The organism is Priestia sp. FW507-14D1A, assembly GCF_058781295.1.
Genome location: NZ_JBYSWQ010000001.1, coordinates 1,440,443 through 1,467,074 on the forward strand (window position 1 = coordinate 1,440,443; position 26,632 = coordinate 1,467,074).

The window sequence follows — 26,632 nt, forward strand, 5'->3', positions numbered from 1 at the left end:
ACTTTCTAGTTAACGAATAATCGTCATTCGATTACGTCCTTGAAAAAATCTTCTTAGCCACGTTAAAAGGAAAGGCTTAACGATTCTGCGTGTAAACGGCAGTAAAAAGATAAAGCCTACAACATCTGTCAAGAAGCCTGGAAACAGCAGAAACAGTCCGCCAAATAGTACACACATACCATCAAGGATTTCACCGCTCGGAACATGTCCCTGGCTCATCTGACGCTGTGCTTTTTGAAAAAGAGATGTTCCTTGTTTTTTCGCTAGAAACGCACCAATAAAACTGGTAGCAATAATCAGTAAAAATGTTGACATTACACCAATGAGATGACTTGAATAAATCAAAATCATTACCTCAACAGCAGGTACAATAAGAAGGAGCGGAAGGAGCTTCCTCACCATCATCACCTCTTCGCTTATTGAATTACCTAAACAAAAAGAGAAGGATTCCCCTTCTCTTTTTTCTATCATCTACGTGTTCTTACAGTACGCTTGCGTGTCCGTTGTATACAACACCACGTGAAGCATCAACTGTAATATCTTGATCTTCTGAGAATACGCTTGTTGCGTTTTCTACGCCTACAATGACAGGAATGCTTAAGTTTAACCCTACTACAGCTGCATGGCTTGTTAGACCGCCTTCTTCTGTAATAAGAGCCCCTGCTTTTTCAATTGCACTGATCATATCGCGATCTGTGCTGTTTGTAACAAGGATAGCACCTTCAGTCATTTTTGCATTTGCTTCTTCAGCAGTTTTAGCAATAACTACTTTACCAACTGCTGCTTTACGACCAATTCCTTGTCCTTTAGCAAGAACGTCACCTACAACTTGAACTTTCATTAAGTTCGTTGCACCTGATTCTCCAACTGGAACACCAGCTGTAATAACCACTAAGTCGCCGTGTGCTACAACGCCTGTTTTTACTGCGTCATTTACAGCGTGATCTAACATATCGTCAATTGTATTTACGCGCTCACCAACAACTGGTGTAACACCCCATACTAGAGACAGACGACGTGCAACAGAATCGTTTGCTGCAACAGCTACGATTGGAGATTGCGGACGATATTTAGAAACAATTTTCGCTGTATAACCACTTTCTGTTGGCGCTACGATTGCACTAGCGTTTAAGTTAAGCGCTGTGTGTACAACAGATTGTCCAATTGCATCTGTAATAGATGGGCCAACTTGCTTGCTGCGCTGTTGTAAAATCTCAGAGTAGTTTAGAGCTTGCTCAGCACGAGAAGCGATTGAATGCATTGTTTGTACAGCTTCAACTGGGTAAGAACCTGCAGCTGTTTCACCAGATAACATAATTGCATCTGTACCATCAAAGATAGCATTGGCAACGTCACTTGCTTCCGCACGAGTTGGACGCGGGTTGCGTTGCATTGAATCAAGCATTTGTGTAGCTGTAATAACTGGTTTGCCAAGCGCATTACATTGTTTGATTAAATCTTTTTGTACTAATGGTACTTCTTCAGCAGGAATTTCTACTCCTAAGTCACCACGAGCAACCATTAAACCGTCTGAAACTTCAAGAATTTCCTTGATGTTATCTACGCCTTCTTGGTTTTCAATTTTTGAGATGATTTGAATGTGAGCTGCATTGTGTTTTTCTAGTAGTTCACGAATTTCTAATACATCAGATGCGCGACGCACAAAAGAAGCAGCGATAAAATCAATGCCTTGTTCGATACCAAATACAATATCGTTAGCATCTTTTTCAGTGATACCAGGAAGGTTTACACTTACGTTTGGCACGTTTACACCTTTTTTATTTTTTAATGTACCTGGGTTAAGTACTTTTGTTTTGATTTCACCGTCAGTTTTATTGATTTCTAGTACTTCAAGACCGATTAAACCGTCATCTAAAAGGATTTTTGATCCTACGTGTACGTCTTCAATTAGACCTGGATATGTAATTGAGAATTTTTCAGTTGTTCCCACTACTTCTGTCATAGAAACAATGATTTCAGAGCCTTCTTGTAACTCAATTGCACCATTTTCCATTGTGTTTGTACGAATTTCAGGTCCTTTTGTATCAAGTAAGATACCTACTGTTTTACCTGTTTGTTTCGCAGCTTCACGAATGTTAACAATACGTGCACCGTGCTCTTCAAAGTCACCGTGAGAGAAGTTTAGACGACAAACGTTTAAGCCTGAGTTAATTAGTTCAACTAATTTTTCTACACTTTCACTCGCTGGTCCAATAGTACATACAATTTTAGTTTTACGCATTCAAATTTCCTCCTATATATTTACTATTTACTCTTTAGATAGGGCAAATAGCTATTTCTTTTACTAACCTTGTACTAGCAGGCTGTGAACAAATACTTTGTTGCCCTGACTTGTTCACCTTGCTTTACGTGTAACTTATGAAATACCTACGTAGCGCTGAATCAAATAGCAAACAAATACACAGCACTTTAACGATGAATTTCTTCATCGTTTGCTTCTTGTTTTACTATTCCCTGCAATTCATACAGCAATACTTGCTGCCTGATATGTCTTATGTATCTCACGTTTTGGAGAAAAGACAAACGCTCGCACAGCTGCTAATAACCATAGGAAATTTTTTAAAAACACTCTTTTTCTACTTTTACTTAAAGGTTTTTGCTGTCTATAAAATACCACGAAGAACTTGTAAACACAATAGAGAAGGGCTATACAAACCGCACAAAAACGCGCACCCTTATTTTTCAAGAGTGCACGTTTCTTTATTTTATAGTAATGGCATCGTTTTCAGCTGCAAATTGTCCGATTTTTTTGTATTTTAAATAACGCTCTTCCACTAGCTCTTCTTTTGATAAATTCATCAGCTCTTTTAATGATTTCTTGATAATGCCCTCCATGTATCCAGCTTGTGCATCGATATCTCGGTGAGCTCCACCTTTTACCTCTGAAACCATTTCATCTACAATACCCAGTTCTTTCAAATCTGGTGCTGTAATCTTCATCGTTTCAGCAGCTTTTTTCGCAAGAGAAGAATCTTTCCAAAGAATGGCTGCCGCTCCTTCTGGAGAAATAACTGAATACGTGGAGTTCTCAAGCATATGAAGGTGATTTCCTAAACCTAATGCCAAGGCTCCCCCGCTTCCTCCTTCTCCAATTACAATGCAAATAACAGGTACAGTTAAGCCAGCCATTTCGAAAAGGTTTTTCGCAATAGCTTCGCTTTGTCCGCGCTCTTCTGCCGCTTTTCCTGGATAAGCTCCTTTTGTATCAATAAAGCAAATAATTGGGCGGTTAAATTTCTCCGCTTGCTTCATTAGACGCAGTGCTTTACGGTAGCCTTCAGGGTGAGGCATACCAAAATTACGGCGAATATTTTCTTTCGTATCTTTACCTCTCTGATGTCCAATCACGGTAACAGGCACGCCATTAAACTTGGCAATTCCTCCTACGATTGCTTCATCATCTCCATAAAAGCGATCTCCATGACACTCTAAAAAGTTTGTAAACAAGCGCGAAATATAATCGAGTGTTGTAGGACGCTCAGGATGACGAGCAATTTGAACACGGTTCCATGGGCTTAGATGATTGTAAATATCGTTTTCTACTTTTTCTAAGCGATTTTCTAACTTATCAATTTCGCTAGATAAATCCACTTCTGTGTTTTTAGCAAACTCTTTAAGCTCTGCAATCTTGTTTCGCAACTCGACAATTGGACGTTCAAATTCTAATTCGCTTACCACTCGATGTCACCTCCTGCTACGTGTATATCTAAAATAGTTGTTAACGTTTCTTTTAAATCATGACGGTCAATAACTCCGTCTAGCTGACCATGCTTCAACAGAAATTCCGACGTCTGAAAATCTTCTGGAAGCTCTTCTCTAATTGTTTGTTCAATAATACGTCTTCCAGCAAAGCCAATTAACGCGCCCGGCTCGGCTAAATTATAATCACCTAACGAAGCAAAGCTTGCTGACACGCCCCCTGTAGTAGGATGTGTCATAATCGAAATGATTAAGCCGCCTTCATCACTGAACATTTTAAGAGCTGCGCTAGTTTTAGCCATTTGCATCAAGCTCAGAACACCTTCTTGCATACGTGCACCGCCTGAAGCTGTAAAAATAAGGAATGGAACATGCATTTCCTTCGCTTTTTCAATGGCGCGAGTAATTTTCTCGCCGACTACAGAACCCATGCTTCCCATACGGAAGTGTGAATCCATAACAGCAACTACTACTTTAATGCCTTCAATATCTCCTTCACCCGTAACAATCGCTTCACTTAAATTAGTTTTCTCACGATCTTTTTCGAGCTTTTCAAGATAATCAGGGAACCCAAGAGGATTTTCTGACGTCATATCTTTGTCGTATTCAACAAACGTTCCGCTGTCGATTAAGCTTTCGATACGCTCTGGTGCTGTCATTTGATGATGATATCCACAGTTTAAGCATACTTTTAAGTTTTTATTTAACTCTTTCGTATACATTATTTTTTTACACTTTTTACACTTGGTCATAATTCCTTCAGGTACATCTTGTCTCATATGCTCAGAAGGAATCGTAGCATATTTTCGTTTTTTTGGAGTTTTTGTGTTTTTTGTAAATAAATCTCGTAACAAGGTGTAACCTCCTTTTGGTTCTTTTCTTTATCATAAGAACCTTTATTCTTCCTCTTCTTCTACTATTTACAAGTTGTGAAAATCCGCCTCAAATACAAATCAAGTGACGGATAGACAAAAATTGGACGAATTGTTCGCTTCACTTTATTAGTTGCTATTTACTTTACTAGATGACTGGTTGATTTTGTGTAGAAAGATGGCATGTCTCTTTCGACAAATTCCTTCTTTCACACTTGTTTGTAGCACTGATGGTGAAGATTTAATACAGCTGCTTCATCTTTTTTAGCTAACGCCTCTACTAATTCACTTATCAGAATGTCGCTTGGCGCTGAGTTTTGTTGAAAAGTTTGAGAAAAACGGCAAATAATCAGCCAGATTCGGTGTAGTAGCCGATTAGGCTGCAAAGAAAACAAATAGTCAAACAAGTTCTTCAAACAATCGTCATTCTGCTTTTGAATTGCTTTCGAAACATTGATTTCGTCCTGTTCCGCTAAAACAAAATACAAACAGCTCTTTTCAAGAATATATCTCGTTTGAATTAAATCTGATTTTGTTTTACCGTCTTGTACTAAAAAAGTAGCTAATAAATCAATAAATTGATGATCCCCTACTTCTTTAATAAACGTACCTTCACCTCTTCTAGTTTCAATCAACCCAATTAGCTCTAACGCTCTGAGCGCTTCTCGAACGGAAGAACGTCCTGCGCCTAACCGTTCAGAAAGCTCTCGTTCTGACGGGATTTTATCCCCCGTAGTTAAACGATCGTCTTCCATTAGCTGGCGAATTTGTTTTAGAATTTCTACATATACTTTTGAACGTTCATTCTTCAAGTTTACTACCACTCACTTTACATTACTTTAACAGGCATGCTTGAAGCATCATGCCTGTCAAAGAACAGTTGATGTAACCTTATTCAATAATCGCTAAGCGACGTGTGTTTTCAGCTACGGCTTCTGGCTTTACCTTTATTCGGGCAACGCCTGTTTCCATAGCTGCTTTTGCAACAGCGGCGGCTACTGCCGGAGCCACTCGTGCATCAAATGGACCTGGAATTACATAGTCTGTATTCAAGTCCTCTTCCGTAATTAAATTAGCAATGGCCTCAACTGCAGCCATTTTCATTTTTTCATTAATATGAGTAGCACGTACATCTAGTGCACCTCGGAATATCCCCGGAAACGCTAAGACATTGTTCACTTGATTAGGAAAATCAGAACGTCCGGTGCCGATTACTTTCGCGCCAGCTTTTTTAGCTTCTTCTGGCATAATTTCAGGCACCGGATTTGCCATTGCAAAAATGATTGGGTCTGGATTCATCTTTCCAATCATCTCCGGTGTGAGTGCTCCTTCAACCGAAACTCCAATAAATACGTCAGCTTCTTCTAAGGCATCAGCTAACGTACCTTCTACTTTGCTTCGATTTGTATAGGCTGCAACTTCATCTTTTATACGGTTCATGCCGTGAGGACGCTTGTCATAAATCGTTCCTTTGGAATCACACATAATGATATCGCGCACTCCATAGCTGTATAATAATTTAATAATAGCAATGCCAGCAGCTCCTGCTCCATTTGCTACCACTTTGATTTGTGACATTTTTCTTCCTGTCAGCTTCAGGGCATTAAGAAGGCCCGCTACCGTAACAATAGCCGTCCCATGCTGATCATCATGAAAAACCGGGATATTTGTTTCCTTTTTCAACCGCTCTTCAATTTCAAAACAGTTAGGAGCCGCAATATCTTCTAAATTAACGCCTCCAAAAGTAGGTTCTAGCAATTTAACAGTTTCTATAATTTTGTCCACATCTGTCGTGTTTAAACAAATTGGGAATGCATCTACGCCGGCAAAACTTTTAAAAAGGACAGCTTTCCCTTCCATTACTGGCAGAGCAGCTTCAGGACCTATATTGCCCAAGCCCAATACGGCAGTGCCATCAGATACAACAGCTACCATATTTCCTTTCATCGTATATTCATATACATTGTTTACATCATCATATATTTCTTTGCAAGGTTCTGCTACACCAGGGGAATAAGCAAGGCTTAAATCCTCTGCGTTTCGAACAGGAATTTTGGACTTTGATTCTAGTTTACCTTTGTTAATGCGGTGCATATGCAATGCTTCTTCACGTAAAGACAATGAATTTCACTCCCAATAAACAAAATGATAACAAATACTGCGCCTGAACCATGTTCTTTCCCACACTCATATGATGTTATAAATCCAATTGCATTTCATTTCAAGAAAAACGCATCTAATTCGTATATTTCATAAAAAACGGTGGTCAGACCACTTTTTTAACTATTTTACCATATAACATCACATGAAATCTGTAAAGACTATATCTTCTTGAACACAACGTGCTTCTCTCCTAGCATTGCTTTTAAAGTTTTTATTAACTCGTCGCTTCGTTCAATAGAATAGTGAACGGGAAGCTTGACCAACTGACGTTCTGCCTCATAATAAATTTTCACAGGAATTTTCCCTCTATGAGACTGAAAGTGCTGGTAAATAGTATGAAGCAGCTTTTCTGTACCTTGCTTTGTTTCTATACGTAAGTATAATTCTTCTGACGGTAGTTTTTGAACCGCCTCACTAGCAGCTTCAGCACGTTGACAAACAATTTGCTGCTGCCCATTTCTTTCATCTATCTTTCCATGTATCAGTAAAACTTTCCCTTGTTCAAACAGCAGACGATTCTGCTCAAATACGCGGGGAAACGCAACAACTTCTCCTTCTCCACTTTCATCCGTGATGCGTAAAAAGGCCATTTGCTCTCCTTTTTTCGTTCGAATGACGCGAATTTCCAACACAAATACTAAAAGAGAGACCGCTTTTCCTGAAGCGTATTCTTTCATATCGTGAAGAGAAACAACAGAATAAAAGGAATTCAGGGCTTCATACTGAGAAGCAGGGTGGCTTGATAAATAAAAACCTAGCATATCTTTTTCATACTGAAGCCGATCTTCTATTTTCAGTTCCTCTCTTTCCATATATTTAGGCTTTAACGAAAATTCATCTCCAAATCCAAAGTCATCATCTGGGAGTACCAAGCTTGCATGTTCAAACGCTACATCAATCGTTGCTAATAAAGTAGCTCGATTTTCTCCGAACTCATCAAAGCCTCCAGATAGAATCAAAGCTTCAAGCCCCTTTTTATTCACGGCTTTTTGTGAAACACGAGCACAAAAATCAAATAAGTCTTCAAATCTTTTTTTCTTTCGCTCTTCTGTTATTTCCTGCATAGCTGCTGCACCAATATGTTTAATGGCTGCAAGGCTATACCTTATACTTTCACCTTCTACGTTAAACGAATACATGCTCTTGTTAATAGAAGGCGGGAGAACTTGTATTTTTTTTCTTTTTAGTTCATTAATATATTGAGCAATTTTTCCTTCATTTCCAATAACGCTCGTTAGTAAAGCTGAAAAGAACTGCAGCGGGTAATGTGCTTTCAAATAAGCTAACTGATAGGCTACCATACTGTAAGCAACGGCATGACTTCGGTTGAAGCCATAATCAGCAAAACGCACAATAAGGTCATACACTCGATTAGCAACGGATAGGTCATATCCTTTCTTCTTGCTTCCTTGGATAAAATGAGCTCGTTCACGATCCAGCACTGCCCGTTCTTTTTTACTAACTGCTCTTCTCAACAAATCTGCTTCTCCAAGAGAAAAACCGGCCATTTTTGAAGCAATCTGCATAATTTGCTCTTGATACACGATAACGCCGTGCGTCGATTGTAAAATGCCTTTAAGCGTAGGATGATCATATATTACCTTCTCCACTCTATGCTTGCGCTTAATATAGGTTGGAATATTTTCCATCGGACCAGGTCTATACAGCGCGTTAACTGCTACAATATCTTCTAGCTCTGTAGGTTTTAATTGCTGAAGCACTCTTCTCATTCCATCTGACTCTAGCTGAAAAATACCGGTCGTATCTCCTTTACTCAGCAGTTCAAAAGTTTTTTGATCGTTAAACGGTATATGAGACAGTGCCAGCTTTCGATTCATGTCCCGCTCAATTTTCTTTAAAATATGATCTAAAATGGTTAAGTTGCGCAAACCTAAAAAGTCCATTTTCAAAAGCCCAACGTCTTGCAGAGCTTCCATTGGATATTGCGTCAGATATACATCATCATGTCCTTCTTGTACAGCTACAGATTGCGTCAGCGGCTTCTCACTAATCACAACGCCTGCTGCATGCGTAGAAGTATGCCTTGGCAGCCCTTCTATCTTCATGGCAATGTTGTACCATTGTTTTCTGGCTTCATTTTCAGATAAATAGTCTTTAAGAACTCTTGAATCACGAAGAGCGCTTTTCAACGTTGTACCTGGTTTAGTTGGAATCGCTTTGGACATTTTGTTTAGCGCTTCTTGATCAAATCCCATCACTCTCCCTACATCACGTACGGCTGCTTTAGCCGCTAATGTTCCAAATGTAATGATTTGAGCTACATGCAGCGCTCCATATTTTTGAGCCACATACTGAATGACTTGATCTCGTTTGTTATCAGGAAAATCAATATCAATATCAGGCATCGAAATACGTTCAGGGTTTAAAAAGCGCTCAAATAAAAGCTGATGCTGAATTGGATCAACATTTGTAATTCGCAAGGCGTATGAGACCAGTGAGCCTGCCGCTGAACCACGGCCTGGGCCCGTTAAAATACCGTGTTCATGAGCATAATTCATAAAATCCCATACGATAAGAAAGTAATCACTAAAGCGCATATTTTCAATAATGTTCAGCTCATAATCCAAGCGTTCCTCATATTGTTCCGTGATCACTTGAACTCTTTCTTGCAATCCTTTTTCGCAGAGAGTGCGCAAGTAGGCTGATGATGTAACAGACGGGGGAACAGGATATTTTGGAATGGACATTACGCCTAGAGAAATTTCGAGCTCGCATCGTCTTGCGATTTTTATACTTTCTTCTATTAAAAAATGCTGGTCATGAAAGAGATCTTCCATTTCATCAGGTGATTTGAAATAGTACTCGCTGCTCTTACTTTTTACCTCTTCATCGCTATGTAATTTCTCTCCGTCTCGAATAGCTGCTAAACACTCATACGCATCCCGATCTTCTTTTTTTAAATATTTCACTTGATTCGTCGCAACAAGCGGGATATTTTCTTCAGCAGCAAGTTCCGTTAACTGCTGATTTATAAAAGCTTCATCCTGTCCGTGGCGCTGTATCGATATATACAAAGACTGCGAATATACTTTTTTAAAGAATTGAAGCACTCGCTTAGCATCTTGAAGTTTGTTTTCTGCTAGCAGAGTTTCAACTTCTCCAGTTACACCGGGTGTAATAGCAATCAACCCGCCGCTGTAATGATGGAGCCATTTTTTATTTACACCGTGTTTTTCCTTGGTTTGAACTAAACTGCTTAGTTTTAATAGATTTTCATATCCCTTATCATTTTCCGCTAACAAAACTAAAGGGTACGCTCGCTCGCTTTCTTCATGTTCTAGGATTGATAATGTGAGCCCAATAATTGGCTTGATCCCCGCTTTCATGCAGGCTTTATAAAAAGGAATGACTCCGTACATCACGTTTTCATCAGTCAAAGCAATCGCTTCATAGTTCATTTTCTTAGCTGTTTCTACAAGCTCATGAATACGAATGGAACTGCTTAATAAGCTATAAGAACTTTGAAGCTGCAAGTGAACAAAAGGCACAGGACTTCCCACCTTTCTTTAATTCTTTATTCTTATTATAAATTTTGTTGCCGGCGTAGACAAATTACATAACTCTGAGCGTTTGTCCATATATATGTAGGAAGCGTGATTCATTGATAAACTAGTAAAGGAGGACACGTCATGACAAAAGAGCCTTTTATGTCTCTTTTCATTTGGAGTTACTTCACTTCATTAGGTATTATTTTAGGCGGTTCATTAATTGGAGCATTTGCGGGGTTTTTAATTGGAAAATCTCCTTTATACGTCATGCATACCCTCAGCAATAGTTTGAAAATCTGGGCAATTGTCGGAGCAATTGGAGGAACATTTGATACGTTTTACAGCTTTGAGCGAGGACTCTTTGAAGGAGCCACAAAAGATGTATTCAAACAAATCCTTTTAATTCTATCCGCTATGGGAGGAGCTCAGACCGGGGCTCTTATCATCAAGTGGTTAACTCAGGAGCATTTTGTATGAGGGTACCCAGCGAGCGAATGTTCAAGCGCTCCGACTGGCAGCGTTTTTTTGCCGGTATAGTCATTGGAGCAATTGTTAGCTGGGGTGTGTTTTTAACGATTTATGGCGTTTCAAGAGATAGAGAGCTAGAAGAAGTTCGAATTGCTAATGATAAGCTAGAAAAAGCAAATTTGCAAATTAGCGCATGGCAAGAAGATGTAAAAGCATTAAACAAGGAAATGAAGCAGCATTTAATTATTCAGAATGTGAAAGTAAAATTAGTAAACGGCAATCGTTATAAAGTAAACTCTGTGGTTGAATACAATATTCAAAAAAGTGTGGACAAAGAAGCACAGCACTTAATTGCCCAAGATATTGAAAGTGCGTATCGAAGCAGGGATATCTTAAAAAAAGCAATTGAAAATAAAAAATACGAATTCGATAAAACGATTTATGAAGTTGAAGTTCATCAAATTTATTTTTATACAACGCTTTCGATTGAAGTTCGAATTAAAAAGATGGAAAAAGTACTATAAAAAGCCGCTGATTTAAAATCAACGGCTTATTTTACAGATTACTGCTGACTGCAGAGCTCTTCTAAATCAAGTAGTAAAGGCTCTACTTCTTCCCATGAATAAATGGAAGCGCCGGACGCAAGAGGATGGCCTCCTCCGTTGTATTTTCTAGCAATTGTATTAATGACAAGCTCTTTTGAACGAAGGCGAACACGAATTTGATTTTCTTCCTCCACAAAAAACACCCACGTTTTTACTCCATCAATTTGCCCTAACGAACCGACTAGCTGAGAAGCATCAGCTGGTGTCACATCATATTTTCGAAGAATTTCATTTGGAATTTTCATATGAGCAACTCCTGCTGGAGACATCGTAAAGTTTTGCAGCACATATCCGTGTAAGTGAGCGACGTTTTCTTTTGTTTTGTATAACTGATCATATACATCTTTAAAATTGAAACCATATTGAATCAATTCACTTGCATAGCAAAACGTTTTCGGCTTTGTATTTGGAAATAAAAATCGACCCGTATCTCCGACGATACCGCTGAAGATCAGCTTTGCTCCTTCATCATTCAGAGATAAACCCTTTTCTTTTCCTTCTAAGTAAAATTCATAAATCATTTCGCTTGTTGAAGAAGCAGACGTCTCAACCCAAAGCAAATCACCGTAAGGAGTTTGGTTTGGATGGTGATCAATTTTAATGACCATTTTTCCATTTACGTAGCGCTGATCTGATACTCGTGCTTCATTAGCCGTATCACAAACAATGACAAGCGCACCCTCATAGGTCTCATCAGCGATATCATCCATCCGGTATAAAAATTTTAATGACTCCGCTTCTTCTCCCGTTACGTATACCTTCTTCTCCGGAAAAGATGTTTTTAACAATTCCGCTAATCCGCACTGAGATCCGTATGCATCTGGATCTGGACGAATATGCCGGTGAATAATGATGGTGTCAAACTGCTTAATAGCTTCTAATATTTGTGCTTTCATTTTCTCTCTCCTGTCAATACTGTTCTTGTTTTATGTACGCACCACGTGCACTTACATTTCCACAGCGCTGTATCCATATTATTTATTAAATCATATCTCTTCTCTTTTTTAAAAGAAGAATCAATCAATAGTAGAATTTTCTGTCATCGGCCTGTAAAATAATAGATACTACTGTAAACACTTTCAACACTACTGATTACTAGCATCTAGAAACATTACGGATAGAAATACACCGGACTGGAGGGGCGTCTGTGCCATTTTTTATGATTTTAATCGTTGTGTCCTTTGTTTTCTACATGTATTTAAAAGTAAAATACGTACGTTCGAAACGCCCAATGGAACGAAAATGGATTTCCGCTAAGTCGAGTATTTGTCTTGGCTCTTTTGTATTATTTTTTGGAATCAATCAATGGTTTATTTACGAAACAAGCCTTTCGCTTATCATCGGCATACTATTTGTATTATTCGGTTCAGGCAGCATATTAGCAGGTATCAAAGCTTACAAGTACTATCAGCCTTATGTAATAAAAGAAGCTGATCAAATGTAAAAGAAGCTGCAGAGCAGCTTCTTTTTTTATACTCTTTCCAATAACTGAGCCATCATCATCGCTTTCCCTACTACAACCCCGGCATTGTAGACTTCTACATCTAATTTAGCAAACTTCCGACCAAGTTCTAATAGCTTAGGACGAATTTCAATTACGCTTTCAATTTGAACTGGCTTAATAAAATAAACGGTGATGTTTTCAATAACCAAATCACCTTTTTTATATAAGCGAAGAACACGATTGGCGGCTTCCGTTACAATAGTAGTGAAAACTCCGTATGAAATAGTCCCCATATAATTCGTCATTTGCGGCGTTACTTCACAGCGATACACAGGTGCTTCTTTTGTCTCTTGTACATCCATAAATTGATTGGTTACAATGTCGTCAATGGTTTCTCCTACCTGCGGTTGACGCTGAATCATTTGCAGCGCCTTTAAAACATCTTGACGGCTGATAATGCCCTCTAGTCGGTGGTAATCATCCACTACAGGCAGCACTTCAATCCCTTCCCATACCATCATATGCGCAGAAGAAGCGACCGATGTTTTCCCGTGAACCGTCATCGGATTTTTCGTCATTACTTTTTCAATTGAAGTAGAAAGGTCATATCCAATAACATCTTTTGAGGTGACCATACCGTGAACTTTCATATGCTGATCCACTACAGGAAAACGACTGTGGTGAGTCTTATCGTTACATTCATGCCATTTTTCAATCGTATCGGTTAACTGCAAGCTAACCGCTTCAGAGATAGGTGTTAAAATATCCTCTACAAGCACAATTTCTTTTTTTATCAGCTGATCATAAATAGCACGGTTAATCATCGTTGCAACTGTAAACGTGTCATAGCTCGTTGAAATAATAGGAAGCTTAAGATCATCCGCAAGCTTCTTAACCCATTCTTCCGTATCAAAGCCGCCTGTAATTAACACGGCTGCTCCTGCTTCAAGAGCTAATTCATGAGCATTTACTCGATTCCCTACGATAAGAAGGTTTCCGGCCTCGGTATATCTCATCATAGCATCAAGCTTCATCGCTCCAATAACAAACTTGTTTAACGTTTTATGCAAGCCTTCACGTCCGCCCAGCACTTGTCCATCCACGATGTTTACTACTTCAGCAAACGTGAGCTTTTCAATGTTTTCTTTTTTCTTTCGTTCAATTCGAATGGTCCCAACTCGTTCAATCGTTGAAACATATCCTTTATTTTCCGCGTCTTTTATTGCTCGGTACGCCGTGCCTTCACTGACATTCAGTTCTTTGGCAATTTGGCGCACTGAAATTTTTTCACCAATTGGAAGCGAATCGATATACTGTAAAATTTGCTCATGTTTTGTCGCCACGTGTACTTCACCCTTCTAAAACGTTTTTACGTTTCATATGTCTTTTCTTTTATTATACGGGGGAAGTGAAATGGATTCAATCTAACCTCTTTGACGCAAAGGCTTTCTCGCACTATTTTTTTGAATACTTGCCTTCTTGCGGCGCGGTGCATAAAGCAGTGATGACAAATTGCCTCCGGCTACAAAAAGAGCAAAGGTAAGCCAGCTTATACTAAAAATCCCTTGCAAACTCGAAGTTGTTAACACTAAGTGCGGCATTGCATAGTAAAGCATCACTCCGCATAGTAAAAGCGATAAAATAACTCGATTTTTTTCCATAGCTCTCCCTCCTTATTATTACTATCGTATGCAGGGAAGTAAAAAAAGCAGAACGTTTCTTTGCAAATAAAAAGAGGTTAAGACATAACTGCATCGATTCAATCTAAAGACGAACAAATGTGAGACATGAGCTGAACCGCTTGTGACACCGCAATTGATTTGCGTGCAAGACTTCGCTTTCCGCGGGAGTCTTCGTCTTGCCCTCCAATCAACAGCTAGAAGCCGCTACATATATGAAACCTACGTTCACCTTAACAATAAAAAAAGAACGAGTGATCGATAATATCGATTACTCGTTCTTTTTTAACTTTAACTGAAATCGTTTTGTCTCAGCCTCTATTTATGATTAAAGATCCAATCCTTCTCCAACTTTTAATACTTTTCCTTCAATATCAGATAAAGACTCAACAAATTGATGAGGATCTTGCTTGATTACAGGAAATGTATTGTAGTGAATTGGTACAACAAGTTTTGCCTGCACCCATTCCGCTGCGATAGCTGCATCTTCAGGTCCCATTGTAAAGTTATCTCCAATTGGAAGAAATGCTACGTCAGGCTCATGGCGACCAATTAACTTCAAATCAGAAAATAAAGCCGTATCTCCAGCATGATAAATTGTCTTTCCTTCAATCGTTAAAAGCAAACCAGCCGGCATTCCTGTGTAAATAATTTTCTCATTATTTTCTGTATAACTTGAACCGTGGAAAGCTTGGGTCAATTTCACCGTGCCAAAATCAAATGTATAGGCTCCGCCTATGCTCATTGGATGTACGTTTAAGCCTTGCCAGCTAAGATATGTAGCTAATTCTGCTACTGCCACAACAAGTGCACCGCTGCGCTTAGCAATTTCCACCGTGTCGCCTACATGATCATTATGGCCATGAGTCAGTAAAATCACATCTGCTTTTACATCTTCAGCATTTAAATCTGTTAATTCATTTCCAGTGATAAACGGGTCAATTAAAATTGTTTTTCCTTTTGTTTCAATTTTAACAACAGAATGTCCATGATAAGAAACGTGCATCATTTATTCTCTCCTTTTACACTAACCTTTTCTATATTCTACCCGTCCGTTTTAGTTACAAAACAAGTGAATACGCGGCTATCATATCACAAACTGCGCAAAAACATGCCTTATTATGCTTGCTCTAATAAAGTTGTTGCATCAGCGTAAGTGAGACCGTGTGCATCTGCTACAGCCGCGTAAGTGACAAACCCATTTAGGGTGTTGATGCCTTGAAGAAGGGAAGGGTTTTTTAAGCACGCTTTTTTATATCCCTGACTTGCTATTTGCAGAGCATAAGGCACCGTTACGTTGGTCAGTGCCAAGGTCGACGTGCGTGGAACAGCTCCTGGCATATTAGCAACAGCATAATGCAAGACCTCATGCTTCGAATAAGTCGGGTTATCGTGAGTGGTAATGCGATCAGTTGTTTCAAAAATCCCCCCTTGATCAATAGCAATATCAACTACAACGGACCCTTTTGACATCGTTTGAACCATTTCCTCTGTGACAAGCTTTGGCGCTTTAGCTCCCGGTATGAGAACCGCTCCTATCACTAAATCTGACTCTTTTACAGATTGTGCGATATTGTAGTGATTTGACATTAATGTCGTCACTTCTTTACCAAATAAATCATCAAGCTGGCGAAGGCGATCAGCGTTTAAATCAATTATTGTAACATCAGCCCCTAATCCGACCGCAATTTTAGCAGCATTAGTTCCTGCTACTCCTCCTCCAATAATTGTTACTTTTCCTCTTTGCACGCCTGGAACTCCACTTAATAAAATCCCTTTTCCACCTTTGGTTTTCTCCAAAAATTGAGCTCCAATCTGAGAAGACATTCTTCCTGCAACTTCGCTCATCGGAGTTAACAGAGGCAAGCTTTTGTTTGGAAGCTGTACAGTTTCATAAGCGATGCCTACCACCTTTTTATCAATCAATGCTTTCGTTAATGCTTCTTCAGCTGCCAAATGTAAATAGGTAAACAAAATAAGTCCTTCACGAAAATATCCGTATTCTTCTGAAATCGGTTCTTTTACTTTCATAACCATTTCAGCATCCCACGCTTCTTTTGCAGTATTTACAATAGAAGCTCCTGCATTTGTGTAATCTTCATCATGGAATCCAGAGCCTTCTCCGGCCTGTGTTTCAATATATACATCATGCCCACCGTTAACTAAAGCTGTAACACCAGCTGGAGTAATAGCCACGCGATTTTCATTGTTTTTTACTTCTTTCGGCACTCCAATTTTCACCTTTATCCCTCTTTTCTTATATCAGTGATTAACTGAAAAAAGAACGCCACACCAAATCCTTTAGAAAACCGGATTTACTATGACGTTACCTTTCGATAGAGCTCAGCATAATCCTGCTTTTCTTAGTCTATATACAGTATATGCATCTAGTTATTCATATAGTTCGTTATCACTCTGTGCTTCTGGATTTTCGACTACAGAAGCCATAGCATCGCCAATGACGCCGCTTGAATAAGAATCCATTAGCTGTCTTGATGTCTCTTTTTCTCCTTCGAAATCATATTCATATACATGCTGCGGATGTTTTTTGTCTTTCATATGTCACTTCTCCTTTTTCACTTTATTTTCTTTACGAGTGTGAACTTTACTTCATAATCCCTTACATGATCTTTTCTATTTTCTTCTTAAATGCTCTAGTTATACCATTTATCTCACATCAAAAAACGCCCGCAGATTTTTCTGCGGACGTTTTGATAACTTTTTTATATCGATGTTTTTTCATGCAATTCATCTTTAGCTAGCTGAATTGCTTTTTTTACTTGTTCAAATCCTGTTCCTCCCGCGCTATTGCGGCGATTAACAGCTGTTTTTGGACTTAATACATGATAGATGTCTTCCTCGAATAAATCTGACGCTTCCTTATATTGCTCAAGAGGCAAATCCATTAGGTAGATATTTTTCTGAATACAAACGAGAACCAGTTTCCCAACCACTTCATGTGCTTCACGAAACGGCATACCTTTTGAAGCAAGATAGTCAGCTAATTCCGTTGCATTTGAAAAATCTTGTTTCGTAGCTTTTTCCATAACATTTGTTTTTACTGTCATTGTTTCGATCATGCCAGCAAAAATGGTCAAACATCCTTCAATCGTTGTAACCGTATCGAACATGCCTTCTTTATCTTCTTGCAAGTCTTTGTTGTATGTTAAAGGCGTGCCTTTTAACACAGTCAATAAGCTAAATAAATGACCATATACTCGTCCTGTTTTACCACGAATTAACTCCGCCATATCAGGATTTTTCTTTTGAGGCATAATACTGCTGCCCGTTGCGTACGTATCATCCATTTCAATAAATTGAAATTCTTGACTAGACCATAAAATTAACTCTTCACAAAAACGAGATAAATGCATCATTAAAATAGAACTGTTGCTTAAAAACTCTAAAATAAAGTCACGATCGCTCACAGCATCCATACTGTTCTGATAAATCCCATTAAAGCCTAGAAGCTCCGCGCTATAGTGACGATCAATTGGGAATGTCGTACCAGCTAAAGCTCCTGCTCCTAAAGGAGATAAATCAATACGCTTCAGTGATTCCGCATAACGTTCAGCATCGCGCTTGAACATTGAAACATAAGCCATTAAATGATGAGCAAAAGAAACCGGCTGCGCGCGCTGTAAATGTGTGTAGCCTGGAAAAATGGTTTCAACATGCTGATCTGCTTTTGTAAGCAGTACATCTTCTAGATTTTCAATCAGCCCTACAATTTGCTGAACATGCTTTTTTAAATATAAGTGCATATCTGTAGCAACTTGATCATTACGGCTTCGACCCGTATGAAGCTTTCCTCCAACCGGACCAATTTCATCAATTAATAACTTTTCTAAATTCAAATGAATATCTTCATATTGAGCAGAAAATGTTAATTCTTTCTTCTTAGCTTTTTCAAGCAGTGTTTGAAGGCCTTTTTTAATTTGTGACGCTTCATCTCCAGAAAGAATACTGCATTTCTCAAGCATTGTTACATGTGCTAAACTGCCTTCAATATCTTCTTCTACAAGATGCTGATCAAATGAAATCGACGCACCGAACTCGTCAATCCATTGTTCAGGGCGTTTCGTAAAACGCCCTCCCCAAAGTTTGGTCATACCGTTGTCACCTTCTTTTGATTTACCATGCTGCTCACTTGTGTTGGAAGTCCCCATAATGAGATGAAACCAACTGCTGCATTGTGATCAAATTCATCTTCTTTTGTATATGTTGCAAGTTTTTCATTGTATAAAGAATTAGGAGATTTACGTCCCTCTACGATAGCATGCCCTTTAAATAGTTTTACTCTCACTGTTCCGTTCACATATTGCTGCGTATCTTTTAAGAATGCAAGCAGTGAATTTGTTAATGGAGAGAACCATAAACCTTCATAGATAACTTCTGTTAATTTTTTCTCAATTACTGGTTTGAAGTGCGCTACTTCTTTCACTAATGTTAAATCTTCAAGCTCTTTGTGCGCTTTAATTAATGTCATAGCAGCTGGACACTCATATACTTCACGTGATTTAATTCCCACAAGACGGTTTTCTACATGGTCAATACGTCCGACTCCGTGCTTACCTGCAATTTCGTTCAATTCTAGAATTAACTGAGCTAGCGTGTAAGATTGACCGTTTAATGATACGGGAACACCTTCAACGAATTCAATTTCCACTACATCCGCTGTGTCCGGAGTGTTTTCAAGAGAAGCCGTTAGGTCATATGCTTCTTCAGGTGGAGCTGCCCAAGGATCTTCAAGAACGCCACACTCATTACTTCTTCCCCATAAGTTTTGGTCAATTGAAAATGGGCTGTCTAAGTTAATTGGAATTGGAATATTCTTTTCTTTTGCATACTCGATTTCTTCTTCACGAGACCATTTCCAGTCACGAACAGGAGCTAAAACTTCTAAATGTGGATTTAATGCTTTAATTGATACTTCGAAACGCACTTGGTCATTTCCTTTTCCCGTACATCCATGTGCGACAGCTACTGCATTTTCTTGTTCCGCTACTTCTACAAGCTTTTTAGCGATTAGCGGTCTAGATAGTGCAGATACTAATGGATATTTTCCTTCATATAATGTGTGTGCTTGAAGTGCTGCTAACGCAAATGTATTGGCATATTCTTCTTTTGCATCAATCACATATGATGATACCGCTCCAACTGTTAAGGCCTTTTCTTTAACGAATTTTAAATCTTTTCCTTCGCCTACATCTAAACAGCAAGCTACCACATCGTACCCTTTTTCCTGTAACCATTTAATTGCAACTGACGTATCTAAACCTCCGGAATATGCTAAAACAACTTTTGGATTACTCATTATCTATTCCTCCTACAAATTATATATATATTAATACAACCGTTTTAATTTTTATTCATTTAATCTACTATTACTTTAACAACTTTTTAATCTATTTTCAATAGTTATTCAAAAAAAAGTATATAAATTCACATTTATTTTAATTTAACAGGGTAAAATCTCTTAAAATACTGTAAAAATAAACACGAATGAATATTCCTTTCTTACATACTGTGTATATTTATATGCATAAACCAAGTATAAATGATTTATTTTTCACTTACAGTAGCTCTGGCTTTTGTCATTGTATAAAATGGAAGGGAAGAGGTGAAAAAATGGAGCACTTTTTTACTTATGACAACAGACTCGGTATAAAAATTCCTGCTCTTGAAAGAGAATGGACATTCTATTCTGAAAAAGTTCAGCAGGATATTCTCCTAACATGGGAATCCATTCGGGGGCAGATTCCAGACAAAATTCAATCTTTAGAAACGAGTATTAATCAAAAACAAGCGGCGTTAGAAGATGAGACTAATTTTATCCGCTCCTGTGAATTAAATAGCGAGATAGGAGAGCTTGCTTCTATTATTAATGATTTGTGGATTTGGTATCGAACAAATGAGGAAATATCAAAAAATGTTCACGGATAGACAAAAAAAACGAGTCTCATGAAAAATTAATGAGACTCGTTTTTCTTATCCAGCAAATAGCGGTATTGATAAAAGCGCTTTGCATAATCTGTCACTTGCTTGGCCATTCGGTAATTCATACCTCCGCCAACCATCATACTCACCACTGGCAAACGATTGTAAACTTTTCTTTTTGCAGCCAATATAGCTAGCGTTTTCCCGATTTGCACAACGATTTTTTGCAGCCACGTTTTATCTACAATTTGATCAACACCTTCATAAAAATACGGGTCAAATTCTTGGCTTAACTCACTCTTTAATTGATGCCACCCCTCAGCCTGAAGGTGTCTAGGTAGCGTTGCTGCATGGAAAACTTTTAGCGTTAGCATCAGCTCTGAAGGAGTCTGGATATGATAGCCATAGCTCATTGCTGCCTGTTGCACCGCTTGAATATTCATGCATAAAACAGCAGGTATATCAATACCGACCAGCAGCGATTGTCCGGTTCCTGAAAGTGCTCCTTGACTCAGCGCATACAATCGAAGCTTGGCCATTTGCTGTTCGCATATATAAGAAAGCTGATCTACTTGAAGGGAATTCATTTCTGACAGATCTGTGATATCCTCTTTGAATACACGAGCAGTTTCAATAATTCGTTTCGTCGCTTGAGTTTGCATTTCCGTACCTTGAATTAATGCAGTTAACTGAAAGAGTCCCTCATCAATTTTATGTAAATAGGTCTCGCGAACAGAAGTTGGAATTAAGTTAAGCCCTTTTTCTAACCACTCTTCGTATAATAACTCCATCTCAGTTGCTTCTACACTCTGTAAGCTCTCTTCCCATTTATAGATTTCTTCTAAAAGCTGTTCTTCGCGATTCGTTAGTATCATCATGTCACCCTTTCAAGAAATAAGTAGTTTTATTTTTATTATAACAAATAATACATCCGTTACATTTTGCTTCCTATATTATTTCTTTCTTCTATACGTTGTAAACCTTCTTTTAACCGTCAGCTACTGACGCTATATAAAAAAGCTGATTTCCTAACAAGGAAATCAGCTTTTCGTTAGTTTGCCTGACAATTTATAAGAATTCATGCATTGAAGAGGCACTTTATGAACTTAAATATTCGCTAAACGAGTAACGTCACGTGCAATCATAACTTCTTCGTCCGTAGGAATAACCATAACTTTAACTGGAGAATGAGGGTAGCTAATAAATGCTTCTTCTCCTTGTACACTATTTAAAGCTGGATCCCAATAAACGCCCATGAACTCTAAACCGCGAAGAACGCGAGCACGTACAACATCACTGTTTTCTCCAATACCTGCTGTGAAGATGATTGCATCTACACCAGACATACGAGCAGCATAAGAACCGATATATTTATGAATACGGCTAGCAAATACTTCAAGTGCTGTTTCAGCGCGTTCATTGCCTTCAGCGCTTGCTTTGATTAGATCGCGTAGGTCACTAGAAATACCAGATACACCTAAAAGACCACTTTCTTTATTTAATACATTTAATACTTCGTCAGCAGTTTTTCCTGTTTTCTCCATAATAAATGGAATTAATGCAGGGTCAATGTTACCTGAACGAGTTCCCATTGCTACACCAGCTAATGGTGTGAAGCCCATTGATGTATCAATTGACTTGCCGCCTTCAATTGCAGCGATACTTGCACCGTTACCTAAGTGACAAGAAATTAAGCGCAATTGTTCGATTGGACGGCCAAGAAGCTCAGCTGCACGCTCAGAAACATATTTATGAGATGTGCCGTGGAAACCGTATTTACGAACGCCATACTTTTCATAGTACTCGTACGGTAAGCTGTACAAGAATGATTTTTCTGGCATTGTTTGATGGAATGCTGTATCGAAGACTGCTACAGCTGGAACATTTGGAAGAATATCTTGGAACGCTTTAATTCCCACAATGTTTGCTGGGTTGTGAAGCGGTGCTAAATCAGATAAAGCTTCAATTTCCGCTAGTGTTTCATCTGTGATTAAAACAGAATCAGCAAATTTCTCTCCGCCGTGTACTACACGGTGACCTACACCAGTGATTTCATCGTATGATTGAATGATGTTTTGAGAAAGTAACTTTTCAACTAAAATTTTAACTGCAACAGCATGGTCAGGGATTTCTGTAATATCCGTTTGTTTTTCACCATTTACCGAGATCGTGAAAACAGCGTTATCTAAACCAATTCGTTCTACTAAACCTTTTGTTAATACCGTCTCACTTGGCATTTCAAATAATTGAAACTTAAGTGAAGAACTGCCGGCGTTGATTGCCATGATTTTTGACATAAAAAAACAGCTCCTTCTTTATTATACGTGCATCATAAACATAACGAACAGAACATAAAAGTGTAATCTCTACAATATTCTATGCATTTCGACACGATTTCTATCCTTATTCATTTAATCATTCACGACAATAGATTTCAAGAGCTATACATCATGAAAACGCTACCGATAAATATTCATTATTTTCGAAAAAGACTTACTTTTTATTCACTCGGAACCATTGGTCCATTTGAGCCATAATATCACTCATTGCTTCTCGATTGCTGAACTTCGGCAAATTCACAAGCAGCGCGTTTTCAGGTGCTGTTACTCCTTCTCCCTGTTTTTGAAGAACCATAATACTTTTAGCAGCCTGCTCTTGTTTGAACATTGAAAGCGGCAGCTGAATAATCCCTTGCACGATTGCTTCCTCTTTTAAGAGCGGCTGTAATAAATGAGACTGTTCAGATTCAAACAAGTTATTTGGAATAAGAGCCACTACGTATCCTCCGTCTTTTACATGGCGCAAGCTTTGTTCAATAAATAAGTGATGAGCATAAGTGTGACCTTCTTCAGCTCTTACCTTATACTCTTTTGCCCCTTCGTCGTTTGGATAATAACCAACCGGCAGGTCACAGACAACTAAATCCACAGGATCAATAAAAAGCGGCTGTAAGCTGTCTTGATTGAATAATTGAACGCCGTGCTTCTGTAAATTTGCATTTACATATGTTAATTGAAGTAATAAATCATCCACGTCTACACCGTATACGTGTTCAATTGACGCAGCGTGTGTGTTTAAAATGGTTGTTAATAAATTCCCTGCTCCTACTGCGGGATCTAAAAGCGTATATTTATCTTTTCCTGACATGAACTTCCCAACTAGATAGCTGACAAATAGTCCTACAGCATCAGGCGTCATTTGATGGTTAGGCTGAACTGCTTCTTTCATGCCTTTTAAAATAGCCAGCTGATACGCTTTTCGAATCGTTTCTTTTTCAAAATGATCAAGCGTGATTGAATCGTATTCTTTTTTTAAACGTTTTTTAGTTACCTCATCTAGCTCTTCTTGTAAAATAGTTCCTTGAAACAAATTTTCTCCCGTTTCAGCTACTGCTTCTAAATATACGCAGTTTAGTTCTTTTCTTAAAATAATAGCTGTTTGATCAATTACACCAAATAGCTTTTCCATACTAGCTAACTGACTCATATTCTGCCTCCTGTGTAATGAAATAATATCTATATAAATGAGTAAACGTCCTATTTGGAACATCATATTTTATCATAAAAACTTCTTAAAACACAAAGAAGGCGAAAAACATTGTTTTCCGCCTTCTGCCGAACGCCACTGACAATCTTACTTAGCTGTTTTAGCTGCTTCGATTGCTGCTTCGTAGTTCGGATGCTCAGTTACTTCTGGTAAGTACTCAACATACGTTACGTTGTCATTTGAGTCTACTACAAAGATTGAACGAGCTAATAAGCGTAATTCTTGAATAGCTACACCATATGCCTCTCCGAATGATAAGTCGCGGTGGTCAGATAAAGTTTGAACATTATCAATGCCATTAGCACCACACCAGCGCTTTTGAGCAAACGGTAAATCTACGCTTACTGTTAATACTTTTACGTTATCTAATTTAGCTGCTTCTTCGTTGAAGCGACGAGTTTGCGCATCACAAACTCCAGTATCAATAGAAGGAACTACACTAATTAGGCGAACAGAACCCTTTGTGCTGTCAAGCGTTACTTCTGATAAATCATTTGCTAAAACCGTAAAGTTTGGCGCCTTGTCTCCAACCTTTACTTGATTTCCTAATAATGTTACATCGTTACCTTTAAATTTAGTCACGAATAATTCCTCCTTTAAATAAGTATGTACACTGTTCATATTAGCTTGTCTGTCTCTATATTGCAATTAAATGACATACAAAACATGGAGCTGTATCCTAAAAAATAAGCGCAAAAAAAAAAGACTTCGCCTGCTTCTTTTACCGTTTAAAGAAGCAAGCAAAGCTTTATATTATTTCTACAAGTTAAAATCATTTGAACTGTCATGATGCTGACTTTGTTGATTGTGCTGATCCTGCTGATGATTGTTGCGCTTGAACATTTGCTGCACGCGTTCAATCGCTTGAGGTGCTGTATCTAGAATCTTTTCATATAAATGTGTACTTTCGTTAAGATGAAGCATTTTAATTCCGCTTCCACTCACAATTAAAAAGGCGATTGGCGTAATCGATACACCGCCACCGCTACCTCCGCCAAACGGATGAGCTGATTCTTGCTGGTGCTGTCCTGGAGAAGATGGTGCATGTCCTTCTACTCCAAACTCGCTTCCGCCCGCTGCAAAACCAAAACCGACTTTTGAGACAGTTAAAATAACACTGCCATCAGGTGTTTCTACAGGATCACCAATGATTGTATTGACATCAATCATTTCCTTTAAATTTTCCATAGCTGTCGACATTAAACTTTTAATTGGATGTTCTGCCATTAAGATAACCTCCTTATGTTTTCACAGAGTGTGTCTTGTTCTTATTTGACGACTTCCATCTTTTGCGACGCTTTTTGGACGTATGCCGCCAATATCTCAAGGTCCGTAAACCTACTAGAATAGCTTGACCAACTCGAAAAGAAATTATGCACTCAAATACCGTTTCTGACCAAAGATGTTGAAATACAGGAGTAACGCTCATGACAGGCATATCTTTTAATTTCATATAACGGCTGATTATACCAACTATGCCCCCCTTTGCAGACCATACAGCGCCGGTAAGTACGCCTGTTAACGCAGCATCACCTAAACCGAAACGGCTGTGCCATCTAATATCACTTACCGTCACTTTCTGTAAGAAACGACGAAAAATTTTATGAAAACCGACTACCTGTTCAAGGAATTGCTTCGCATTTTCTAACATGCTTAGCCCGTCTTCTACAGAATAATCACTCCATGAATTCTCGTCTTCTTTTCCTTGATCACCCATTCCTTTCTTCTTTTCAACAAGCAAACGAGGAGAATCTTTTTTCACTTTCACTACCGGAATTTCATATGTATAGCGAATAAGACCAAACCAAGCCCTGAGTCTCACTCTGTAATAATCGTTATCTCGGACATGGTGAAGATCTACAAATAGCGTGATTTTTGTCCATACAATAAGTACAATAACAATTAAAAGTGCTAGCAATATCCATAAAAGCCATAGCACATCCTTCACTCCTTCTTAGCTTCACATTATCTCCAAAACACAGAATATTAAACCTTATGAAAACAATAAAAAGAGGTTGAGACATAACGAAATGAATCCAATCAACTTCTAGAAGAATCTAAACAAATGAAACCTGCGTTTACCATAACCAAAAAAAAAGAACCACTAATCAAAAGTCTTGATCAGTGGTTCGTTATTCACTTCGTCTAAAATCCTTTTGTTCCAGCCTCTTTTTATTATCTGCTGATTGTACCTTCATGTATAACAGTTGTATCTGCGTAGTAATCATGAGCTCCTTGCTTCTTAGGTAAAAACGCAACTAATAAATAGCCAAGCAAAAAAACCGTTTTAGAAATATAACGTCCAACTCCTTCACGAAACAGCACAACAGGCCAAGTTAAAGTGGAGTCTTTCAGCGATACTACTTTAAGCCCAAACACCATTTTTCCAAGCGTTTGGCCAAAATACTTGGTCATTAAAACAAAATAACCATAAAAGATAATAACCGTTACAATCGTATAGGGAGAAAAAAATCCATCTCCTCGAGAAATACCTGCTAAATGGAAAATGGGCTTGATCAGCAGAGAGTTCAAGCTAGCTACCACGGCTAGATCTAAAAGGTATGCCCAAAAGCGCATCCAAAATCCTGCATAATGGAATTCACTACCTATTGGAGTACTTACAGCTGGCTCATGTTTTATATTGTCGTTTGATTCGGTTGAATGAGACTGATTTTCCATGTTCCCA

Annotated in this window: 26 protein-coding genes; 4 read left to right on the top strand and 22 right to left on the bottom strand. The window is 38.5% G+C overall.

Annotated elements, in window-relative coordinates:
• Positions 1-9 precede the first annotated feature (9 nt).
• The 7 genes from AC3WJG_RS07890 to dnaE form a co-directional block, all read right to left on the bottom strand.
• On the bottom strand, positions 10-402 hold the full coding sequence (locus AC3WJG_RS07890; protein WP_025750656.1) for an FxsA family protein: 393 nt from the start codon (positions 400-402) through the stop codon (positions 10-12).
• A 79-nt stretch (positions 403-481) separates the two neighbouring features.
• Positions 482-2,242 (bottom strand): pyruvate kinase, encoded by a 1,761-nt coding sequence (gene pyk, locus AC3WJG_RS07895; RefSeq protein WP_028410522.1) that lies wholly within the window; start codon positions 2,240-2,242, stop codon positions 482-484.
• Between the two features lie 479 nt (positions 2,243-2,721).
• Positions 2,722-3,699 carry an acetyl-CoA carboxylase carboxyl transferase subunit alpha gene (gene accA, locus AC3WJG_RS07900; protein WP_013059450.1) on the bottom strand — a complete coding sequence of 326 codons (978 nt, stop codon included), beginning with the start codon at positions 3,697-3,699 and terminating at the stop codon, positions 2,722-2,724.
• On the bottom strand, positions 3,693-4,574 hold the full coding sequence (gene accD, locus AC3WJG_RS07905; RefSeq protein ID WP_013059451.1) for an acetyl-CoA carboxylase, carboxyltransferase subunit beta: 882 nt from the start codon (positions 4,572-4,574) through the stop codon (positions 3,693-3,695). Before accD ends, accA begins: the two co-directional genes overlap by 7 nt.
• 227 nt (positions 4,575-4,801) lie before the next feature.
• Positions 4,802-5,404, bottom strand: a complete 603-nt coding sequence (locus tag AC3WJG_RS07910; protein ID WP_016765715.1) for a FadR/GntR family transcriptional regulator — start codon at positions 5,402-5,404, stop codon at positions 4,802-4,804.
• Between the two features lie 79 nt (positions 5,405-5,483).
• Positions 5,484-6,713, bottom strand: coding sequence for an NADP-dependent malic enzyme (gene ystJ / locus AC3WJG_RS07915; protein WP_013059453.1), 1,230 nt, complete (start codon positions 6,711-6,713; stop codon positions 5,484-5,486).
• A gap of 200 nt (positions 6,714-6,913) precedes the next feature.
• A complete protein-coding gene (gene dnaE / locus AC3WJG_RS07920) occupies positions 6,914-10,264 on the bottom strand; it encodes a DNA polymerase III subunit alpha (RefSeq protein WP_336091281.1) in 3,351 nt (1,116 codons plus the stop codon).
• A 141-nt stretch (positions 10,265-10,405) separates the two neighbouring features.
• Between dnaE and ytrH the strand changes: the two genes are divergently transcribed.
• Both ytrH and ytrI read left to right on the top strand, forming a co-directional pair.
• A complete protein-coding gene (gene ytrH / locus AC3WJG_RS07925; protein WP_013059455.1) occupies positions 10,406-10,741 on the top strand; it encodes a sporulation membrane protein YtrH in 336 nt (111 codons plus the stop codon).
• Positions 10,738-11,256: a sporulation membrane protein YtrI gene (gene ytrI / locus AC3WJG_RS07930; protein WP_028410519.1), complete on the top strand. Its 519-nt coding sequence runs from the start codon at positions 10,738-10,740 to the stop codon at positions 11,254-11,256. Before ytrH ends, ytrI begins: the two co-directional genes overlap by 4 nt.
• Before the next feature lie 38 nt (positions 11,257-11,294).
• On the opposite strand, the gene AC3WJG_RS07935 is transcribed toward ytrI, so the two are convergent.
• Entirely contained in the window at positions 11,295-12,233 is a 939-nt protein-coding gene (locus tag AC3WJG_RS07935; RefSeq protein ID WP_028410518.1) for a DHH family phosphoesterase, read from the bottom strand.
• A 251-nt stretch (positions 12,234-12,484) separates the two neighbouring features.
• On the opposite strand from AC3WJG_RS07935, the gene AC3WJG_RS07940 reads away from it, so the two are divergent.
• Entirely contained in the window at positions 12,485-12,781 is a 297-nt protein-coding gene (locus AC3WJG_RS07940; RefSeq protein ID WP_060745481.1) for a YtpI family protein, read from the top strand.
• Between the two features lie 26 nt (positions 12,782-12,807).
• On the opposite strand, the gene AC3WJG_RS07945 is transcribed toward AC3WJG_RS07940, so the two are convergent.
• The 7 genes from AC3WJG_RS07945 to AC3WJG_RS07975 all read right to left on the bottom strand — a co-directional run bounded on the left by AC3WJG_RS07945 (position 12,808) and on the right by AC3WJG_RS07975 (position 19,777).
• A complete protein-coding gene (locus tag AC3WJG_RS07945) occupies positions 12,808-14,124 on the bottom strand; it encodes a CBS domain-containing protein (protein WP_013059459.1) in 1,317 nt (438 codons plus the stop codon).
• Between the two features lie 81 nt (positions 14,125-14,205).
• Positions 14,206-14,442, bottom strand: a complete 237-nt coding sequence (locus tag AC3WJG_RS07950) for a hypothetical protein (protein WP_050688614.1) — start codon at positions 14,440-14,442, stop codon at positions 14,206-14,208.
• A 346-nt stretch (positions 14,443-14,788) separates the two neighbouring features.
• Positions 14,789-15,466 carry a metal-dependent hydrolase gene (locus AC3WJG_RS07955; RefSeq protein WP_028410515.1) on the bottom strand — a complete coding sequence of 226 codons (678 nt, stop codon included), beginning with the start codon at positions 15,464-15,466 and terminating at the stop codon, positions 14,789-14,791.
• A gap of 113 nt (positions 15,467-15,579) precedes the next feature.
• Positions 15,580-16,701, bottom strand: coding sequence for an alanine dehydrogenase (gene ald, locus AC3WJG_RS07960; protein ID WP_013059462.1), 1,122 nt, complete (start codon positions 16,699-16,701; stop codon positions 15,580-15,582).
• Positions 16,702-16,851: 150 nt separating this feature from the next.
• The gene (locus tag AC3WJG_RS07965; RefSeq protein ID WP_013059463.1) at positions 16,852-17,019 is read right to left on the bottom strand and encodes a hypothetical protein; all 168 of its coding nucleotides are present in this window, start codon (positions 17,017-17,019) and stop codon (positions 16,852-16,854) included.
• A 164-nt stretch (positions 17,020-17,183) separates the two neighbouring features.
• Entirely contained in the window at positions 17,184-18,572 is a 1,389-nt protein-coding gene (gene argH / locus AC3WJG_RS07970) for an argininosuccinate lyase (protein WP_013059464.1), read from the bottom strand.
• Positions 18,569-19,777: an argininosuccinate synthase gene (locus AC3WJG_RS07975; RefSeq protein WP_013059465.1), complete on the bottom strand. Its 1,209-nt coding sequence runs from the start codon at positions 19,775-19,777 to the stop codon at positions 18,569-18,571. The genes argH and AC3WJG_RS07975 overlap by 4 nt, the downstream gene beginning before the upstream one ends.
• A gap of 314 nt (positions 19,778-20,091) precedes the next feature.
• Here AC3WJG_RS07975 and AC3WJG_RS07980 point away from each other — a divergent pair, with 314 nt between their 5' ends.
• Entirely contained in the window at positions 20,092-20,406 is a 315-nt protein-coding gene (locus tag AC3WJG_RS07980) for a hypothetical protein (protein WP_337133903.1), read from the top strand.
• A gap of 26 nt (positions 20,407-20,432) precedes the next feature.
• Here AC3WJG_RS07980 and AC3WJG_RS07985 read toward each other — a convergent pair whose 3' ends face one another.
• The 7 genes from AC3WJG_RS07985 to AC3WJG_RS08015 all read right to left on the bottom strand — a co-directional run bounded on the left by AC3WJG_RS07985 (position 20,433) and on the right by AC3WJG_RS08015 (position 26,625).
• Positions 20,433-21,278, bottom strand: a complete 846-nt coding sequence (locus AC3WJG_RS07985) for an EcsC family protein (RefSeq protein ID WP_240717346.1) — start codon at positions 21,276-21,278, stop codon at positions 20,433-20,435.
• 228 nt (positions 21,279-21,506) lie between these two features.
• A complete protein-coding gene (locus tag AC3WJG_RS07990; RefSeq protein WP_013059468.1) occupies positions 21,507-22,697 on the bottom strand; it encodes an acetate kinase in 1,191 nt (396 codons plus the stop codon).
• A gap of 196 nt (positions 22,698-22,893) precedes the next feature.
• The gene (locus AC3WJG_RS07995) at positions 22,894-23,886 is read right to left on the bottom strand and encodes a class I SAM-dependent methyltransferase (RefSeq protein ID WP_060745484.1); all 993 of its coding nucleotides are present in this window, start codon (positions 23,884-23,886) and stop codon (positions 22,894-22,896) included.
• 147 nt (positions 23,887-24,033) lie between these two features.
• On the bottom strand, positions 24,034-24,528 hold the full coding sequence (tpx, locus tag AC3WJG_RS08000; RefSeq protein WP_013059470.1) for a thiol peroxidase: 495 nt from the start codon (positions 24,526-24,528) through the stop codon (positions 24,034-24,036).
• Between the two features lie 177 nt (positions 24,529-24,705).
• Entirely contained in the window at positions 24,706-25,173 is a 468-nt protein-coding gene (gene ytfJ, locus AC3WJG_RS08005) for a GerW family sporulation protein (protein WP_028410512.1), read from the bottom strand.
• A 13-nt stretch (positions 25,174-25,186) separates the two neighbouring features.
• On the bottom strand, positions 25,187-25,885 hold the full coding sequence (locus AC3WJG_RS08010) for a DUF2953 domain-containing protein (RefSeq protein WP_013059472.1): 699 nt from the start codon (positions 25,883-25,885) through the stop codon (positions 25,187-25,189).
• Between the two features lie 236 nt (positions 25,886-26,121).
• Positions 26,122-26,625: an RDD family protein gene (locus tag AC3WJG_RS08015; RefSeq protein ID WP_013059473.1), complete on the bottom strand. Its 504-nt coding sequence runs from the start codon at positions 26,623-26,625 to the stop codon at positions 26,122-26,124.
• Between the last annotated feature and the right edge of the window lie 7 nt (positions 26,626-26,632).